7 protein-coding genes are annotated in these 17949 nt (G+C 69.8%); 5 read left to right on the top strand and 2 right to left on the bottom strand.

From position 1 onward, the window contains the following. The first annotated feature begins 209 nt into the window (after positions 1 to 209). Complete coding sequence (locus F7Q99_RS42745; protein ID WP_153466689.1) at positions 210 to 10892, top strand: LamG-like jellyroll fold domain-containing protein; 10683 nt, start codon at positions 210 to 212, stop codon at positions 10890 to 10892. 22 nt (positions 10893 to 10914) lie between these two features. Continuing rightward, positions 10915 to 11493 carry an SMI1/KNR4 family protein gene (locus tag F7Q99_RS27615; protein WP_153466688.1) on the top strand — a complete coding sequence of 193 codons (579 nt, stop codon included), beginning with the start codon at positions 10915 to 10917 and terminating at the stop codon, positions 11491 to 11493. Between the two features lie 413 nt (positions 11494 to 11906). On the opposite strand, the gene F7Q99_RS27610 is transcribed toward F7Q99_RS27615, so the two are convergent. Together F7Q99_RS27610 and F7Q99_RS43870 are read right to left on the bottom strand one after the other, a co-directional pair. Further along, positions 11907 to 13283 (bottom strand): IS1380 family transposase, encoded by a 1377-nt coding sequence (locus tag F7Q99_RS27610; protein ID WP_326846080.1) that lies wholly within the window; start codon positions 13281 to 13283, stop codon positions 11907 to 11909. A 122-nt stretch (positions 13284 to 13405) separates the two neighbouring features. Next, positions 13406 to 13804: a DUF7691 family protein gene (locus tag F7Q99_RS43870; RefSeq protein WP_456114938.1), complete on the bottom strand. Its 399-nt coding sequence runs from the start codon at positions 13802 to 13804 to the stop codon at positions 13406 to 13408. 89 nt (positions 13805 to 13893) lie between these two features. On the opposite strand from F7Q99_RS43870, the gene F7Q99_RS27605 reads away from it, so the two are divergent. From F7Q99_RS27605 to F7Q99_RS27595, 3 genes are all read left to right on the top strand, one after another. After that, positions 13894 to 14835 (top strand): nucleoside hydrolase, encoded by a 942-nt coding sequence (locus F7Q99_RS27605; RefSeq protein WP_326847271.1) that lies wholly within the window; start codon positions 13894 to 13896, stop codon positions 14833 to 14835. Between the two features lie 1777 nt (positions 14836 to 16612). Next, positions 16613 to 17116: an RNA polymerase sigma factor gene (locus tag F7Q99_RS27600; RefSeq protein ID WP_407697888.1), complete on the top strand. Its 504-nt coding sequence runs from the start codon at positions 16613 to 16615 to the stop codon at positions 17114 to 17116. Beyond that, positions 17113 to 17940, top strand: coding sequence for a zf-HC2 domain-containing protein (locus F7Q99_RS27595; RefSeq protein ID WP_195911273.1), 828 nt, complete (start codon positions 17113 to 17115; stop codon positions 17938 to 17940). The genes F7Q99_RS27600 and F7Q99_RS27595 overlap by 4 nt, the downstream gene beginning before the upstream one ends. The last annotated feature ends 9 nt before the right edge of the window (positions 17941 to 17949 follow it).

The raw sequence follows: 17949 nt of genomic DNA, 5'->3' as shown, positions 1-17949 counted from the left end.
CTAAAAACCGACGAACCGTCAGAAAACTAATGTTGCGTCAATTAAACCCTTTTAATTACCTTTGCTGTGTGATCTCCGGCACATCGATGTAAATATCCCTTTATCTGCTCACTGGTGGTCAGGTATACCTACTGCCGTTTCATTTGCCTTTCTTTGAACGTCTGGTGGGTTTCCGAGTGCTGCGCCGTCCCCTGGCAATCCTGCTGGCCATGACCATGGTCGTCCTCGGAACAGCCGAAGGGTCGGCCGCCGCCGAGACCCTGCTGCGCCGGGCCGGCGCCACCACGCCCGCCGACCCCGGCCCGCGCCCCAAGCAGCCCCAGGGCAGTGCCGAGGGCCGTGGCCACGACGCCACCACCGCCGCGACCAGCGCGAACGACAGCTCAGGCCACCCTGGCGCGGCTCCCGTGCCGGGCGAGCTGCCCGAGGACAAGTCCTCGGCCGCGCCCGCTCAGGCCGTCGTGCCGCCCCAGACCACCAAGCTGCCCGCCACCGAGGCCAAGCCTGCGGAGAAGCCTGTAGCCCTTCCCGGTAGCAAGGTCGATCCTGCCAAGAGCTTCGACCCGGCTAAGAGCAAGGAACTCCCCGAAAAGCGCACGGCGCAGCAACGGACGTTCCAGAACGCCGACGGGACCTTCACTACCCGCAGCTACCCCGAGCCGGTCAACTTCCGCCGCGCCGACGGTTCGTGGGCCGCCATCGACACGACCTTGATACCCGCCGGCACGGCCACCGCCGGCCGCGCCGCCCCGGTCCAGACCGGGTGGACCACGACCTCCACCGAGCAGCAGTTCACGCTCGGCCTGACCGCTGACGCCGACCCGCTGGTCCAGCTCCAGCTCGCCGACGGCATCTTCGTCGGTTACAGCCTGCAGGGCGCCGCCCCCGTCCAGGGCACGGCGCAGGGCAGCACCATCACCTACGCCGAGGCCCGGCCCAAGGCCGACCTGACGATCCTGGCCGGCAACTCCTCCTTCAAGGAGAATCTGGTCCTCAAGGACGCCACCGCGCCCACCGAGTGGGTCTTCCCGCTGCGTCTGCAGGGCGTGACCGCGTCCCTGGACGCCGACGGCTCCGTGCACTTCACGGACGCCGCAGGCGTCCTGCGCGGGCGCATGCCCGCGGGCTGGATGCAGGACTCCGCCTTCGCGCCCCACACCGAGGAAGGCGTGATCTCCGGCGGCGTCTCCTACGAGCTCGTTCAGCTGCCGGCCGGCGGCCAGGCCCTCAAGATGAAGCTGGACGAGGCCTGGCTGCACGCGCCCGAGCGCGTCTACCCGGTCAAGGTCGACCCGTCGCTCTCCTCCGTCCGGGCCCTGGAGACCACCTACGCGTACTCCGGCTACGAGCAGGACTTCTCCGGTGACACCGTCCTCAAGGTCGGCACCAACAACGGCGGAAAGAACCAGGCCACGTCGTTCATCAAGTTCACCGGCATCGAGGACTCCCTCAGCAACGCGACCATCCTCGGCGCCCGCCTGAGCCTGTACAACGGCTGGTCCTACAGCTGCACCCCGCGCACCGTCACCATCCACCAGGTCACCTCCTGGTGGTCTCCGGGTTCCGTGCGCGCTTCGTCCGCGCCCGCCACCGGCCCCGCCCTGGCCGCGCCCTCCTTCGCCCACGGCTGGCGGCCCAGCGCATCCAGTGCCTGGGCCTGCCCGGAAGCCTGGGAGTCGATCGACCTGGGCGCCGACGGCCGTAACCTGGTCAACTCCTGGACCCACCACTGGACCGCGAACTACGGTCTGGCCATCAAGTCCGACGTCTGGGACAACTACTCCTGGAAGCAGTTCGGCAGCGCCAACATGTCCGGCGGCCAGCCGTCCCTGGACGTCACCTGGTCCCGCTACGGTGCCGACTACGAACTCTGGGGCCTCCAGCAGCCGGTGACCGCCACCCAGGAGGGCATCGTCCGCCTGCGCGTGTGGAACCGCGGCATGGACACCTGGACCCCCACCAACAACTACAAGATGTCGTACCTGCTGTACGACCAGTGGAACAACAACATCACCGACTACGGCAGCAACATCGCCTGGACGTCGATGCCGTACGACGTTCCCCCAGGCGGCAGCGCCGTGGTCGACGCGCACATCCGCGCCCTCCCGCAGGGCGCCTACACCGTCTCGTTCACCATGGACCAGTACCAGGTGAGCAACTTCTGGGTCGACGCCTACGTACCGCCGATCAGCATCCAGATCTCCTCGATCAACATTCCCCCGCACATCACCCGTCTCGCCCCGCCCTCCGGAGCGGTCGTCTACCAGCTCCAGCCCACGCTCACCGCGGAGGGCGTCGACCCCGACCGCGCGCCCTACCCCGACCTCGACTACAAGTTCCAGGTCTGCCGGGTCGTCGGCGGCGACGCCCACGTGGACTGCAAGCAGACCGACTACCTCAAGCGCCAGTCCCGCTTCGTCATCCCACCCGGCTGGCTGACCTGGAACGAGCAGTACGCCTGGTACGCCAAGGCGGGCGACGGCGCCGGATCCAGCGACTGGACCGCCGCCTCCTACATCCGCACCGTCCTGCCCCAGCCGAACCAGTACACCACCGCCGCCGATTCAGGCCGCAGCGTCAACACCGCGGCCGGCAACTACACCACCGCCGCCACCGACGCCGCACTGCCCGTCGTCGGCCCCGCCCTGTCGGTGACGCGCAGCTACAACTCCCTCGACCCGCGCACCGACGGCGCGTTCGGCGCCGGCTGGAGCACCGCGTGGGACATGCGCATCCAGGTCGAGACCAGCAGCTGGCTCTCCCTGCCCGGCAACGTGCTGGTCACCGCCGCCAACGGTTCGCGCGCCCGCTTCGGCTGGGACCCGGGCAAGAACACCTACGTGCCCGGCAGCGGCATGGCCGCCGACCTGCGCAAGGTCGACAGCGGCGGCTGGACGCTCACCGACCGCTCCGGCACGATCCACACCTTCGGCGCCGACGGTCACCTCACCCGCATCACCGACACCGCCGGCCACACCCAGGACCTCGTCTACGCCTCCGGCCACCTCGCCCAGGTCAAGGACAGCGCCTCCGGCCGCTACCTGAACCTCGGCTGGACCGGCAACCACGTCACCACCGTGACCGCCGCCGGCTCCACCGGCAGCTGGTCGTACCAGTACAACGGAGACCAGCTCACCAAGGTCTGCCCGCCCGGCGCCGACCCGGCCGCCGCCACCGGCTGCACCGCCTACGAGTACGGCGCCGGCTCGCGCTACCGCACCGCCGTACGCGATGCAGGCCCGGCCGGCTACTGGCGCCTGGGCCAGGCCGACGGCACCGCCGTCGCCAATGACGCCCAGGTCAGCGACCGCTCCCCGGCGGACGCCAAGGACGTCACCTGGGGCGCGAGCGGCGCGCTCACCGCCAGCGGCAACCAGGCAGTCACCTTCAACGGCCGCTCCACCTCCTACGTCGAACTGCCCAACCGGGCCATCAGCTCCTCCGCCAACCGCAGCGTGGAACTGTGGTTCCGCACCAGCTCCGCCGGCGTCATCCTGACCCTGCAGAACCGCGCCATGGGGGAGAACCCGTACAACGTCGTGCCGGCCCTCTACGTCGGCTCGGACGGCAAGCTCCGCGGCCTGTTCTACGGCGTCACCGGCGGCCCGATCACCACCCCGGGCACCGTCACCGACAACACCTGGCACCACGTGGTGCTCGCGGGAGCGCGGAACACCACCGCCCTCTTCCTCGACGGCTCCCTCGTGGGCACCGCCGCAGGCGACATCGACTACCTCAACATGGACCGCGCCTACCTCGGCGGCGGCTACACCGGCACCCTGCCCGGCGGCAACGGCGGCTGGTCCTGGTTCAACGGCCAGATCGACGAGGCCGCGGTCTACGACTACCCGCTCACCGAGCAGACCGTCGCCGAGCACTACGCCCTGCGCACCGGCAGCGTCCAGCTCACCAAGACCACCCTGCCCAGCGGCCGCACCAGCGCCCAGGTCGCCTACGACGCCACCACCGAACGCGTCACCAAGGTCACCGACGCCGCCGGCAGCGACTGGAAGATCTCCGAACCGACCTTCAGCGGCGGCTCCTTCCTCTACACCAACGCCGTCAAGGCCTCCGACCCGGCCGGCTACTGGCGGCTCGGCGAACGCGACGGCGCCACCGCCGCCAGCGAGGTCGGCACCGGCCTGTCCGGCACCTACGGCGACGGCGTCACCAAGAAGGCCCCCGGTGTCTTCGCCCCCACCGACGACACCGCCGCCCGCCTCGACGGCTCCGCCAAGGCCCAGATCGAGATCCCGCAGGACGTCCTGCACGCCAAGACCGACGTCGCCGTCGAGCTCTGGTTCAACACCACCACCCCGGGCGTGCTGATCGGCGACCAGAGCCGCACGATCGACGACCCCAACGGCGTCGGCGGCAGCTGGACCCCGGTCATGTACGTCGGCTCCGACGGCAAGTTGAGAGGCCGCTTCTACGGCACCGCGACGGACAGCGCGGCCTCGGCGAACCCCGTCACCGACGGCACCTGGCACCACGCCGTGCTCTCGGTCCAGGCAACCGCCCAGACCCTCTACCTCGACGGCCAGGTCGTCGGCGTCCAGACCGGCACCGTCGACTACCAGCAGAACAGCCACACCTACATCGGCGCCGGCTTCGCCCGGTTCTGGCCCGCCGCGCCTGGAGACATCAGCCACTTCACCGGCTCCATCGACGAAGTCACGCTCTACCAGCACCCGCTGAGTGCCGGCGACGTCGTCGCCCACTACCGCGCCCGCAGCGCCCAGGTCGCCGGCCAGGGCGTCGGCTACCGCGGCTCGGTGGTCGCCGACTCGCCCGCCGGGTTCTGGCGCCTCGACGAGAGCGCCGGCACCACCGCCGCCAGCGAGGTCGCGGCCATCAAGGGCAACGGCACCTACGCACCGGCCGTCAAGCCCGGTACCACCGGCGTGTTCGGCCCCGGCGACGGACGCGCCGCCGAGTTCAACGGCACCGCCTCCTCCTACATCGACCTGCCCACCCCGATCCTGCAGACCAGGACCGAACTCGCCGCCGAGCTGTGGTTCCGCACCGCCGGCCCCGGCGTCCTGCTGAGCACCCAGAGCGAACCGATGGGCGCCAACCCGTACAACACCGTCCCGGTGCTCTACGTCGGCTCCGACGGCAAGCTGCGCGGCTGGTTCTACGGCATCACCGGCGGCTCGATCACCTCCGCCGGCGCCGTCACCGACGGCTCCTGGCACCATGCCGCGATCAGCGCCGCCCAGGGCACCCAGTCGCTCTATCTGGACGGCACCCTCGTCGGCACCGCCTCCGGCACCCCCAACCACCTCAACATGAACCGCACCTACCTGGGCGGCGGCTACGTCGGCAACGCGCCTGGCGGCAACGGCGGCTGGTCCTGGCTGACCGGCCAGATCGACGAAGTCGCCTTCTACCAGCACCCGCTGGCCGCCGACCGCATCGCCGCCCACTACCAGGCGCGCTCCGCCTCCTCGGCCACCGAACTGGCTTCCCGCGTCACCCTCACCGACCCGGCCGGCAACACCACCACCGACATCCACGACGTCACCCGCGGCAACCGCCTCATCTCCCGTACCGACGAGGCCGGCAACACCACCAGCTACACCTACGACATCGGCGGTTTCGTCCACACCGTCACCGACCCCAACGGACACTCAACTGTCAGCGGCCAGGACGCCCGCGGCAACACCGTCTCCCTGACCACCTGCCGCGACGTCAACTCCTGCTGGACGTCCTACACCAGCTACTACTACAACGCCGCCAACCCGAACGACCCGCGCAACGACAAGCCCTCCGAGACCCGCGACGCCCGCTCCGCCGGGCCCGGCGACAACACCTACCGCACCACCGTCGCCTACAACGCCCTCGGCCTGCCCGAGTCGACCACCCGCCCGGACGGCCGCACCACCCACACCAGCTACACCACCGGCACCGAACCGGCCGCCGACGGCGGCACCACCCCGCCCGGGCTGCTCGCCAGCGAGACCACCGCGGGCGGCGCGGTCACCAGCTACACCTACTACGCGTCCGGCGACCCGGCCCGCACCACCCTGCCCAGCGGCATGACCCTCACCTACGGCTACAACACCGCCGGCCGCAAGACCTGGGCCACCGAGACCTCCGACGCCCAACCCGCCGGCGTCACCACCACCTACGAGTACGACGAACTCGGCCACCTCGTCGCCCAGACCGGGCCCAAGGTCACCGACGCAGTCTTCGGCACCGAGCACCAGACGAAGACCACCGTCGCCTTCGACGCCGACGGCCGCCCCACCAGCACCACCACCGCCGACATCCTCGGAACCGACGGCTCCCGCGCCGCCACCACCACCTACGACAGCGCCGGCCGCCCGGACAGCGACACCGACCCGGTGGGCAACACCACCCGCTACGGCTACGACGCGCTCAGCCGCCGCGCCTCCGTCACCGACGCGCTCGGCCAGGTCACCCGCTACACCTACACCCCGCGCAGCCAGCCGGCGACCAGCGTCATCGAAGGCTGGAACGGCGACGGCAAGGGCACCCGCGACCTGACCACCGAGTCCCGCGCCTACGACCCCGCCGGCCGCCTGGCCTCCGTCACCGACCCGATGGGCGCCGTCACCAGCTACACCTACTTCGACGACGGCCTGCCCGCCACCACCAAGGCCGAGGCCGTCACCCAGGCCGACGGCAGCACCCGGTCGATCGTCCTGGAGGCCAACGAGTACGACGGCGCCGGCTACCTGATCAAGCAGACCACCGGCGGCGGACGCACCACCGCCGTCCACACCGTCGACCCCTCGGGCCGCGTCACCCAGACCGTCCTCGACCCCGGCGGCCTGGCCCGCACCACCACCCTCGGCTACGACGCCGACGACCGCGTCACCGCCACCACCCTCAAGGTGAGCGACACCGAGAACAGCGTCCAGACCAACACCTACGACCCCGCAGGACGCCTGACCCGCGCCCAGCTCGGCTCCACCACCGGCGGCCCCACCGCCGTCAGCACCTTCACCTACGACCAGCGCGGCCTGCTCACCAGCAGCACCACCCCTAACGGCAACGCCACCGGCGCCGACCCCGCCGCCTACACCACCACCTACCAGTACGACACCCTCGGACGCCGCACCAGCACCGTCGCCCCGCAGGTCGCCGCCGAGAGCGGTGGAGCAGCCGCCACCTCGATCCGGCCGGCCGTCACCACCGGCTACAACGCCTTCGGCGAGGTCGTCGAGGAGCAGGACCCGCTGGGCAACACCACCAGCCGCTGGGTCGACGCCCTCGGCCGGACCACCCAGGTCAGCCTGCCCACCTACTACCGGCCGGGCTCCACCTTCCCGTTCGGCTCGATCACCAAGTTCGAGTACGACAAGCTCTCACGGGTCACGGCGAGCACCGACGGCCTGAGCCGCAAGACCACCTTCACCTACGACCGCCTCGGCCACCAGATCCAGCGCGTCGACCCCAACACCAAGGGCGGCTTCGGGACCCAGACCCCCGTGTACGACACCCCGCCCACCTGGAACGCCACCTGGACCCCCACCGGCCTCCAACTGTCCGCCACCAACCCGGTCGGCGCCCGCACCGAGGCCACCTACGACCAACTCGGCCGCACCCTCACCGCCACCATCGTCGAACGCCAGCCCACCCCGCAGAACCTGACCACCAAGTTCACCTGGGACGACGCCGGAAACCGCACCGCCCTCACCACCCCCGCCGGCAACACCAGCACCGCCACCTACAACCCCGCCGGCCAGGTCCTCACCAGCACCGACCCGCTCGGCCGCACCAGCAAGGCCGAATACGACGGCCTCGGCCGCACCGTGCGCGCCACCGCCCCCCTCGGCGAATCCGTCCGCACCCACTACGACACCCTCGGCAACCCCGCCGCCACCGACAACCTCGACCCCTCCGGCACGGTGCTGCGCACCGCCACCGCCACCTTCGACCTGGAAGGACGGGTCCTCAGCAGCACCAGCCCCGCCACCGGCGCCGTCACCAGTACCGCCTACGACGCGCTGGGCCGCGTCGTGAAGCTGACCGAGCCGGTCGCCGCAGGCCAGGCGATCACCACTACCTTCGGCTACGACGCCGGCGGCAACCGCACCCGCCTGACCGACGGCAAGGGCAACACCACGGTCTACACCTTCAACACGTGGGGCCTGCCGGAATCCACGATCGAGCCGGCTACCACGGCCCACCCGGCCGCCGCCGACCGCACCTGGACCACCACCTACGACATGGGCGGCCAGGCGGTGAAGCTGTCCGAACCGGGCGGGATCACCCGTACCCGCACCTTCGACCCGGCCGGCCGCCTGGTCCACGAGAGCGGCACCGGTGCCGAGGCGGGCACCTCCGACCGGGATCTGGCCTACGACCCGGCCGGGCACCTGATCCGGAACAACTCCTCGGCCCTGAACGCCCAGAACTACACGTACAACGACCGCGGCCTGCTGATCTCCGCCGGCACCGACCTGACCACCGCCACCCAGACCTGGGAGTACGACGCCGACGGGCGCGTCACCAAGCGCTGGGACAAGGACACCGACCTGACCACCCTCGGCTACAAGGCCGACGGCCAGCTCGACTGGGCCAACAACCCCAAGCTGAAGACCCAGAACTGGTACGGCTACGACGGCGACGGCCGCCTGAACAGCCAGCGGTACGTCGCCGCCGACCCGGCCGACGCCACCAAGCTCAAGGCCATGTCCGAACAGCGCCTCAGCTACGACGGACTCGGCCGCCTGAGCGGCGACCAACTCCTGAGCGGCGCCAACCTCAACACCCCGCTCACCGGCACCGCCTACGAGTACGACCTCGACAACCGCCTGACCCGCAAGACCGTCAGCGGCAGTGCCACCGACCCGGTCAAGGACAACCGCTACGGCTACGACCAGGCCGGACGCCTCACCTCCTGGAGCATTGACGGCACCACCACCGCCTACGAGTGGGACGCGGCCGGCAACCGCACCAGGAACGGCACCGCCACCGCCACCTACGACGAACGCAACCGCCTCCTCACGGACGGCACCAGCACCTACCGCTACACCGCCCGCGGCACCCTCGCCGCCGTCACCACCGCAGCCAAGGAGGACGCCCTCGCCTACGACGCCTTCGGCCGCCTGATCACCGAAGGCACCACCACCTACACCTACGACGGCCTCGACCGCGTCACCACGCGCAACGCCGCCCGCTTCAGCTACGACGGCGGCTCCAACAACCCGACCAGCGACGGCACCTGGACCTACGCCCGCGACACCGCCGGCAACCTGCTCGGCGCCGCCAACGCCACCACCAGCGTGCGCGTGCGCACCGACCAGCACACCGACGCCACCGCCACCCTCGACACCAACGGCACCACCGTCACCGGCACCACCACCTACGACCCCTTCGGCAAGCCCACCGCCACCAGCGGCACCAGCACCAGCCTGGGCTACCAGAGCGGTTGGACCGACCCCGACACCGGCGATGTCAACATGCATGCCCGCTGGTACCGTCCCGGCACCGGCGGCTTCACCAGTCGCGACTCCTACCTCCTGAACCCCAGCCCCTCCGCCCAGGCCAACCGCTACACCTACGCCAACGCCAACCCCCTGGGCGGCACCGACCCCTCGGGGCACATGGACGTCAGCGGCTGCGGCTGCGCCAGCGGGCCAGCAATCGTCGCGGGGCCCGGCGGCAGCAGCCAGGTGTCCATGGGCAACGCCGGCGGCGGCATCGAGTTCGGCGACGGTCTGTTCGAAGGCCGGATCACCATCAAGGTGAAGCCCGGGTCCGGAGGCAACTCGGCAGCCAGGCCCGCCGCGCCGGCCCAGCAGGCCGAGCCGGAGGTCGGTGAGGGCTCGGGCTACAGCGCACCGAGCAGGCCGTACAACCCCTACACGCCCGGCTTCTCCTACGCCGGCGCACCCGCGACGGGCTTCAGCTCCTACCGCTACGGCTCCGTGCCGGGCAACTACGCCGGCAACGACATCTACGAGGAGAAGCGGGAGGCCCGGGAACACTGGAGGTCCAGCTCGCCGACCTCCTCGCCGCAGAGCCCGACCGGTACGCCCGCCGAGGATCCTGAAGACACCCCGGACCGGGACTACGACCCCCAGCCGTCGCGCCCGACCTGCAACACCTGCCACCGCCCCACCACACACCCCCGCCCGCCCACGCCCAGGGCCGAGCCGCCCAAGCCCCTGTGGGACAAGACCCGGGCCGCCGTCGAGCGCCCCGCCCCCCAACTCGACTGGGCCCCCCGCGACCCCCACGACACCCTCAATGCCATCGCCGCCTCCTACAGCAGCGCCAACCTGCTCGCCATGGTGGCCCTCACCCCGAACGTCCTCCCCAGCACCGTGGCCGCCCCCGGCCCCCAACCAGGCCAGAGCACGGAGCCGGAGGAGGAGGGCGGCCCAACCTGTCTGAACCGGCGCCCCATCGATGCGGAGGACAATGGTCCGGACGGATGGACCTACTACTCGCAGGTCAAGAGGGGAGGGCAAGCCCTTGGCGCCACCGCATGCATGTACGGAGAGACCTCGGGCGGCACCCGAGCCGACCCCAACAGCCCTGGGATGGACGAGGCCAAAAGAAGGGCCAAGCTGCTTTACCCCGGTCAGGACACGAAAAACTTGGTCAACAGCTGCCACTTGATTCCAGACGCACTGGGGGGAAGGGGGGTCCAGGCGAACCTTTCACCCTGCTGGACCACCCCCGTCAATGTCGGCAAAATGACGAAAATCCAGACCATGGTGAAAAACCAACTCAAAGAGAACATCGTGCAGATGTCGGTGGTCCCGGACTATATGTATCAGGGCAGTATGATTCCATTTAGGTATCGCTTTAAGATTCACGTATGGAACTCGAAGGGAGTTCTTATTGACTATGAGGAGCCGGAAGTCTATAACGCTAAGGATGGCTACAACCTTGAAACTGACTTTTAGTGAATCCACTAGGTGATGTAGCGTGCGCGATGATGTGAGGGAACTTGCCGGCCTGGCAGGGTGGGTGCCCCAGGGGGCGTATCGCATGCCCTGGAGTGCGGCGCTGCGGGCGATTGGCATTGGGCTCCCCTCGGACTACCGGGAGTTCATCGACGTCTTCGGGGCGGGGGAGATCCGGGGCGACCTTGGCATCCTTGACCCGTTGCCGCGGCCCGGAGGAGTAAACGTGGCCGACGGGATCTCCCGTATGGTACGGAGGACTACGGAGGACATTGGGCTTGAGTTCCGGGCCATGAGGGAGGAATCGTTCGACTTGTGCCCGTATCAGGTATACCCGGAGGCCGGCGGGTTGCTGATGTGGGCGGGAAATTACAATGGCGATATCTGTTTCTGGCTGACGGAAGGGGCGGATCCGGACCGATGGCCCGTTATTGTCTGGCACAGAGGAAGGTTTCCGGACGGCTGGAGTCGGTACGACATGGGGATGGTCGAGTTCCTTCTCCTGGTTGTTGCTGGCGAGACCCCTGAACTTGCTGACCTCGCATTTCAGGAGTCTGCGGCACCGATCTGGGTCCCAGAGATGTTCGGACCGGATCAGTGATGCAGGCGCTCCCGGAGGTCAGTCGAATCATTGATCGAATATCGGAGCCGAGGGGTCTCGCTCGTGCCAGTGGCGCGAGACCTTAGTCGAGCGAAATATGAGTATGAAACTCGATCGCCTGGCACGGATCCTCGGAGAGCCTTCGGTTTGGACGGCGGCTACACCGTGGGACCGTTCCCTGGCGGAGGTCGGCTTCGCCTTACCGTCGGACTACCGGGAGTTCGTGGACCGGTACGGGTGCGTGCGGATTAACCTCGATCTTTCGTGACGGTCCGTCGGTTCATCCGGCGGGCCGTTTCGGCTTTCTGGCGGTGGCGAGGATGCCTGTGGCCCGGCTGTCGCGTCGGGTGGGCGCCGGGTTCCACGTCTCCGGGGAGGGTCAGTTGCTGGCTGGGATAGGGCATCGACGCTGGTCAGCCCGGGTTCGGCAGGGCTTGTAGCCGTTCGAAGGCGCTGGTGATCACATCGGTCCAGGGCCAGTGTCGAGCGAGGCGGAGCACGCGGCGGCGGCTGGTGGTGACGAGTTGGGCGGCGGCGGAGAACAGCCGTAGCCGCAGGCGTTTGGGTTCCCACCGGCGGGCGGGCCCAGTGAGGGCGAGCATGGGCATCCAGGCGAGCAGGTCGAGCGCGAGCTGGATGATCTCGAGCCAGACCTGGTTCTGCGCGGCCGCTTGGAGGGGGAGGTTGCGCAGGCCGGTGTCGCGGGCGGCGCGGATGCGGTCCTCGGCGCGGGCGCGCTGGCGGTGCCGCAGCTCCAGGTGGGCGATCGGGACGTGGGCGGTGTTGGTGGCGAAGCAGGTCAGCCGCATTCCGTCGGCGTCGGTGAAGCGCAACTGGGCTCCGGGGTGCGGCCGTTCCTTGCGGACGATCAGCCGCATGCCCTTCGGCCAGCCAGTGAGGACGTCCCCGGCGAGTTCGGCCACCCAGGCGCCGTCCCGGATCTCGCCGTCCGGCCCGATCGCGGGCGTCCAGGCCGAGGCCGGCACGAGCAGGACGGTCTGGTGGATGGCGTCGGTGATGGTCATCCCCACCGAGTAGGAAAGCCACCTTCCGCGTGCAGTGATCCAGTTGAGGAACTTGTGGGTGCCGCCGCCGGAGTCGGCGCGGATCAGGGTGTGGCGTCCACGCCGGTACTTCTTCGGCAGCTGGCCCAGGGCCATTCGGGCGGCCTCGATGTGGTCGGCGGCGGTGTTGCTGCCCGCGTTCCCGCGCCTGAGCAGGCCGGCGACAGGTTCCCCGGACCCGTCTCGGCCGTGGTCGACGAACGCGAACAGCGGGTGATGGCCGAACGTCTTCTTCCAGGTCTTGGCGGCGTGCTCCTTCTCGGAATGCGCCATGACCAGCACGCCGTCGATGTCCACGATCACCTCGCCGCCCGCGTCCGGGGCCGCCTCGCGGGCCAACCGCCAGACCCGCTCGCGGACTTCGGCCCGAGCACGGCGGATTGCCGTCAGTGCCTTGGGTCCAGCCGCCGCCAGGGTGTCGACCAGGCGGGAAACAGTCGGATCCGATGCCACCGGCCCGAACACGGCGGGCTCGGCCCGCAGCATCGCGACGTCCGCCAGGCAGTCCCCGCCCAATGCCACTGTCAGCGCGAGATCCAACAGGATCTTGCCGGGGTCATGAACCGCCCTGGGCTTGCGCCACGGCGCGAGCGCCGCAGACAGCGCATCAGCCAGCCCTGTTCTTCGGGTCGTTTCCACCAGCAGCACCCCGCCGGCCTGCGAGACAATCCCGCCACCGCCACCCGACACCCGCACACGCGGATACGACCCGATACGCTTACTCACCTGGGAAGTGCCTCCGGCTGGTGCGGGAACAAGGGCCTAGACAATCCTTATTCTCGCAGGTCAGAGGCACTTTCTGCTTTGCTGATCACCTGCCGGACAGCCCACTTCGTGAAAGCGCGAGGTTAAGGGCCACAGCCACGACAAATCGCCACGGCGCGGGTGGCCGGCGCAAGGACAACACCAGAGCGTTGTGCGGAGACAGACGGGCGCGGGGCCCGCCGTCCTGACAACGTCCCATCGATCACGCGGCCGCCCCGTAACATGAAGCGGCGTGCTGGGGCGTGCTGCGTACTGCCGATAGGAGTGGAAGGGCCGCCCTGTACGAGCGCACGCAACGCCTCGTGTGCGGGCGGCGCCCCGTCGGCGATCTCGGAGGCGAACTCACGGTCGGCGGCTGCCAAGGACGTACCAAATTCCGGCTGAGCTCGTCGAGCAGGGACCCGTCGCCGCCTCCGACGCGCCGGCGCTTCTCCTCGGGGTCGATCAGGTACAGGTGCAGGAAGGAACTCATGTCCTGACACCGGGTTGCCACTGATGGGGTCGCCGGGCCGGGGGCTGCTGACGGGGGTGAGGGGGGTGAAGTCGTGATGTCGCCGCCGTCGAAGAGGGGGTGGCCGAGCGCGCCTGTTTCGCCGATATTGCCTTGGTGACGCTCCGTCTGGTCGGTACGGTCGCGGGCATGGCGATCCCGATCGTGTTCGACATGGAGACCGGCGACCCCGACGACGTCTTCACCTTGTGTGCCCTCGCGACCCATCCTTGGGCGCACCTGGTGGCGGTGACGGTCATGCCCGGATCGTATGAGCAGGTCGGCATCGTCAAGCACCTCCTGGGGCGCCTCGGGGTGAGCGTGCCGGTCGGCGCGTACCGGCCCGGCGCCGACGTGAAGCCGGTGTCGGGCTTCCACCGCCGATGGCTTGGGAAGGTTCCGGCTCACGAACCCGACGCCGAGGCCTGGCAGCTGCTGCGGGACGACTTCGCCAGCGCGGACGCGACGCTGCTCACGGGGGCGCCGCTGAAGAATCCCGGCACGCTCCTGGAGCGGGAACCGAACGTGCGCATCGCCCGCTGGGTCGCGCAGGGCGGCTTCGCCGGCGACTGCGTCGTCGCGCCCGAACACCGTCTCCCCAAGTTCGAGGGACGCGAGACCTGCGGGACGTACAACTTTAACGGCGCTCCGGACGCCGCGTTGAAGCTGCTGGAGTCGCCCCACGTTGGTGAGCGGGTGCTGGTCTCGAAGAACGTCTGCCACGGCGTCGTCTACGACGGTGCCATGCACGCCGCCCTGTCGGCGCGGCGGCTCACACCCGGGATGGCGCTCGTGCGGGCAGGCATGGAGGTCTACCTGGCCAAGCGCCGCGCCGGCAAGGCCTTCCACGACCCGCTCGCGGCCGCCGTGGCGCTCGACGAATCCGTCTGCATGTTCCGCGAGGTCGAGGTGTACCGCGAGCGCGGCGCCTGGGGTGCGCGGCCGGCGGCCGGCACCCGGACGCGGATCTCGGTCTCGGTCGACCAGACGCGATTCCTGGACGTCCTCACGGCTACTGGGTGACGGCCGCTCGAGCCGACTGAGAACAGCGGCCCCGCGGTCGGATCGGCTGTTCCTTACCCAGCGGCTGTAAGGAAGGCGTGGAAGGCCTCGGGGGACTCCCATACCTCGACACTTGATGGTCTGGCGCCGGGTCGGGCGGACGCAGGGGCGAGCCCTTCGTTCGTGGCCAGCGCTTCGCCCTGCCGTGTCACCGTCGAAGCGTCGAAGCGTCGAAGCGCCGAAGCGCCGAAGCAGCCCTGGGCCTATAGCACAGCTGAGCGGCGGGGCGGGGTGCAGTTGCCCAATCCGGCCGTCTGATGATCGCTCGGTGACAGTCTCATTGTCTGACTGGGTGCCAGTTGACGGCAGGAGACAGGGATGCGAACCGGATTGAGCGCCCCCGGGGGCGCAGGATTTGATCATCGGGATCGTGGACGCGGTCAGGGCTGGTAGCGACAGCCAGGTCGGCATGCTGCTGCATAAATTCTCCGGCGTGGCGGATCTGACGTCACTGTTCGCGCTACGGGGGCGCACTGGCGCAGGCCGTCCAGGCGGGGCCACAGGGCAGCAGTGGGAAGAGCGACGGTCGCTGAGTATGAGCCCGCCCCGTAGCGCCGCGCCTGGCCAGCCGGACAGCCCCCTGCCGCGGCTGGCCATGACACGGACACGGGTCGCCGATCGCGGCACACCACTCAGCTGGGACGCTTCTCTCTCAGTTCGTCCAGGTCCGAGGTGGTGAGGGCGGTGAACGCGGGGATTCCTGTGCCGGCTGAGGCCGCCAACCGGCTCTTGATCTCGGCGGGGGTGCGCGGCCGCCAGCCTGGGCCGTCGCAGCAGGATGAGTGGAACGTGACTCCGGCGTTCAGCAGTGCGGTGAGTGCGCGCCAGCCTGCCGTGTCGCGGCGAGCGGGAACGGCGAGGTCATGGCCTGCGTCGATCAGCTCGCCGCGACACCGCGGGCAGCGGAGCACAGCCTGCGGCTCCGACCTCTTCTTGTAGCAGGCTCGGCAGGGCAGGCAGACGAAGTGCCGGCTCGAACTGATTCGGCGGAAGCACATCTGTGCGTCGTAGGGTCTGCTGGCTCACCTGCGGTAACAGGCTTTGTTTTGCCAACCAGTTCGGCTGTGACAAGCGGCTGAACTGCCCCGTCGGACACGCAGCTGCGTGACGTCGTCTGGGGCGCCGCCTGGTCACTTCTCGTCGGTTTGCTCGCCGCTGGAGCTTGGGGCTTTGATCAGGTAGCCGGCGCCGCGGACGCTGCGGCCCCCAGACCTACCCGGTGGTGATCACCAGGTGGGCCGGAAGCCCGACCGGACCCTCTGCGGGTAGCCGCCGCCACGCGACCCGGACCAGCGGCCCTGCACCACCCTTCCGCCGGCGCAGTAGCCAGGGGTGGTCCAGGCCAGCCCCGGTCACCGGAGACCGCGCCTGGGTCTACCCCTCGGAGCGGGGGCGACGTTCACCACCTGGGCGGGTGGCGCCGAGGTCCACCTCGCGCTGTCGAACCACGCCTACCTGGAAGTTCGCGGCTGGGTGCCGCCCGAGCAGCAGTAGAGAGTCCGGTCGTGTGACGGAGCGCTTCGGTTGGCGAGTGAGTGCTTCAGCTGGCGGGCAGGGTTCACCACGAGAGGGTCGAAGGCGGCGACCGGGTTCACGGGGATCGCAATCCTCCTCGCGCGACACTGTGACGCAGGTCATGTCAGGCGCAGAACCCGTGCGCCGCATCGGGCGTCTGGCTCATGTGAGATCACGCAGGAGAGCACTGGACGAGTTGGACGAGGAGGGCCTCGTCCGGCTGGTGGCCAGAGGTGACCGCGGGGCGTTCGACGAGTTGTACCGGCGCACGTCGCCGTGGCTGGCGGTGCGGTTGCGCCGTCGCTGCGCGGACGAGCAGATCGTCGCCGAGGTCATGCAGGAGACCTATCTGGCGGTGTGGCGCGCGGCGGGCGCGTTCGCCGGGAGCGCGGTCGGTGGGACGGCCGTCGGATGGCTGTGGACGATCGCGGCGCGCCGCCTGGTCGACGCGTTCCGGCGCCGTGCCCACCACGCCGAACCGCCGGTCGCCGCTGCCGAACGGGCGGTGGTGCCCGCGGCGGAGGAGGAGGCACTGGCCGGGACCGTCGGCGGCGAGGTCGGCGACGCCCTGCGGCAACTGGCACCGGAACTGCGGCAGGTGTTGCAGGCCATGGTGCTCGACGGGCTTTCGGTCCGGGAGACCGCCGTGCTGCTCAGACTGCCCGAAGGCACGGTCAAGACCCGCGCCCGACGGGCCCGAATCGCGATGCGGGAGGCACTGACATGAGCGGGGAACACGCGTCGATGCGGTTGCTCGACGACTACGCGCGTGGTGACGCGGCGATGGCCGCGGACACGGTATGGGCGTTGGAGGCCCATCTGGAGACGTGCGCGCCGTGCCGGAGTCACCTGGCGGCCTGTGTGGCCACCGAGGCGCCCGGCATCGCCGCGCTCCTGGACACCGTCCGGGCCGCTCTGGAACCGCAGCTGGACGCGGCCGTCCCGGCGCCCTCGCGGCGACACCGCCCGAAGTGGGCGGCGGCCTGGCTGACTCCGGCCATGGCCCCGTGGTTGGCCATGACCGTCGTCGTCACCCTGATGGCGCTGCTGCTGGACGCGGTCGCGCCGCCGACGTTCTCCGGCGACACCTCTCCCGTGTTGGCGATCGCGCCCGTGCTGCCGCTGTGCGGCGTCGCCGCATCGTGGTCGCGCGGCCTGGACCCGGCGCACGAACTGACGGCCTCGACCGCCCGGGCCGGCTTGCCCCTGCTCCTCAGGCGCACCACGGCGGTTCTCGTGGTGGTCCTGCCCGGGCTCCTGGTGGGGGGATGGCTGACCGGAACCATGACGGCCGCGCAGTGGCTGCTGCCCTCGCTGGCCTTCACCTCCACCGCACTGGCGCTGGGCAGCGTGGTCGGCGTGACCCGCGCCGCCGTCGGGCTGGCGGTCGCGTGGGGCGTCGTCGTCGTGGCACCCGCGTGGGCCACCGGCCGCGTCCCCCTTGCCCTGCGGCTGGTCCTCCAGCCCGACCAACTGCCCGTGTGGGGGCTGCTCCTCGCGCTCGGCACCGGCGCCGTGATCGCCCGCAGAAACGCGTACTCAACGCTGTGAAACCATCGT

It is taken from the genome of Streptomyces kaniharaensis (assembly GCF_009569385.1).
In the GTDB taxonomy this organism is placed as follows: Bacteria; Actinomycetota; Actinomycetes; order Streptomycetales; family Streptomycetaceae; genus Kitasatospora; species Kitasatospora kaniharaensis.
The sequence above is the reverse complement of the archived record's forward strand: the minus strand, read 5'-3'. Positions and strand labels throughout refer to the sequence as shown.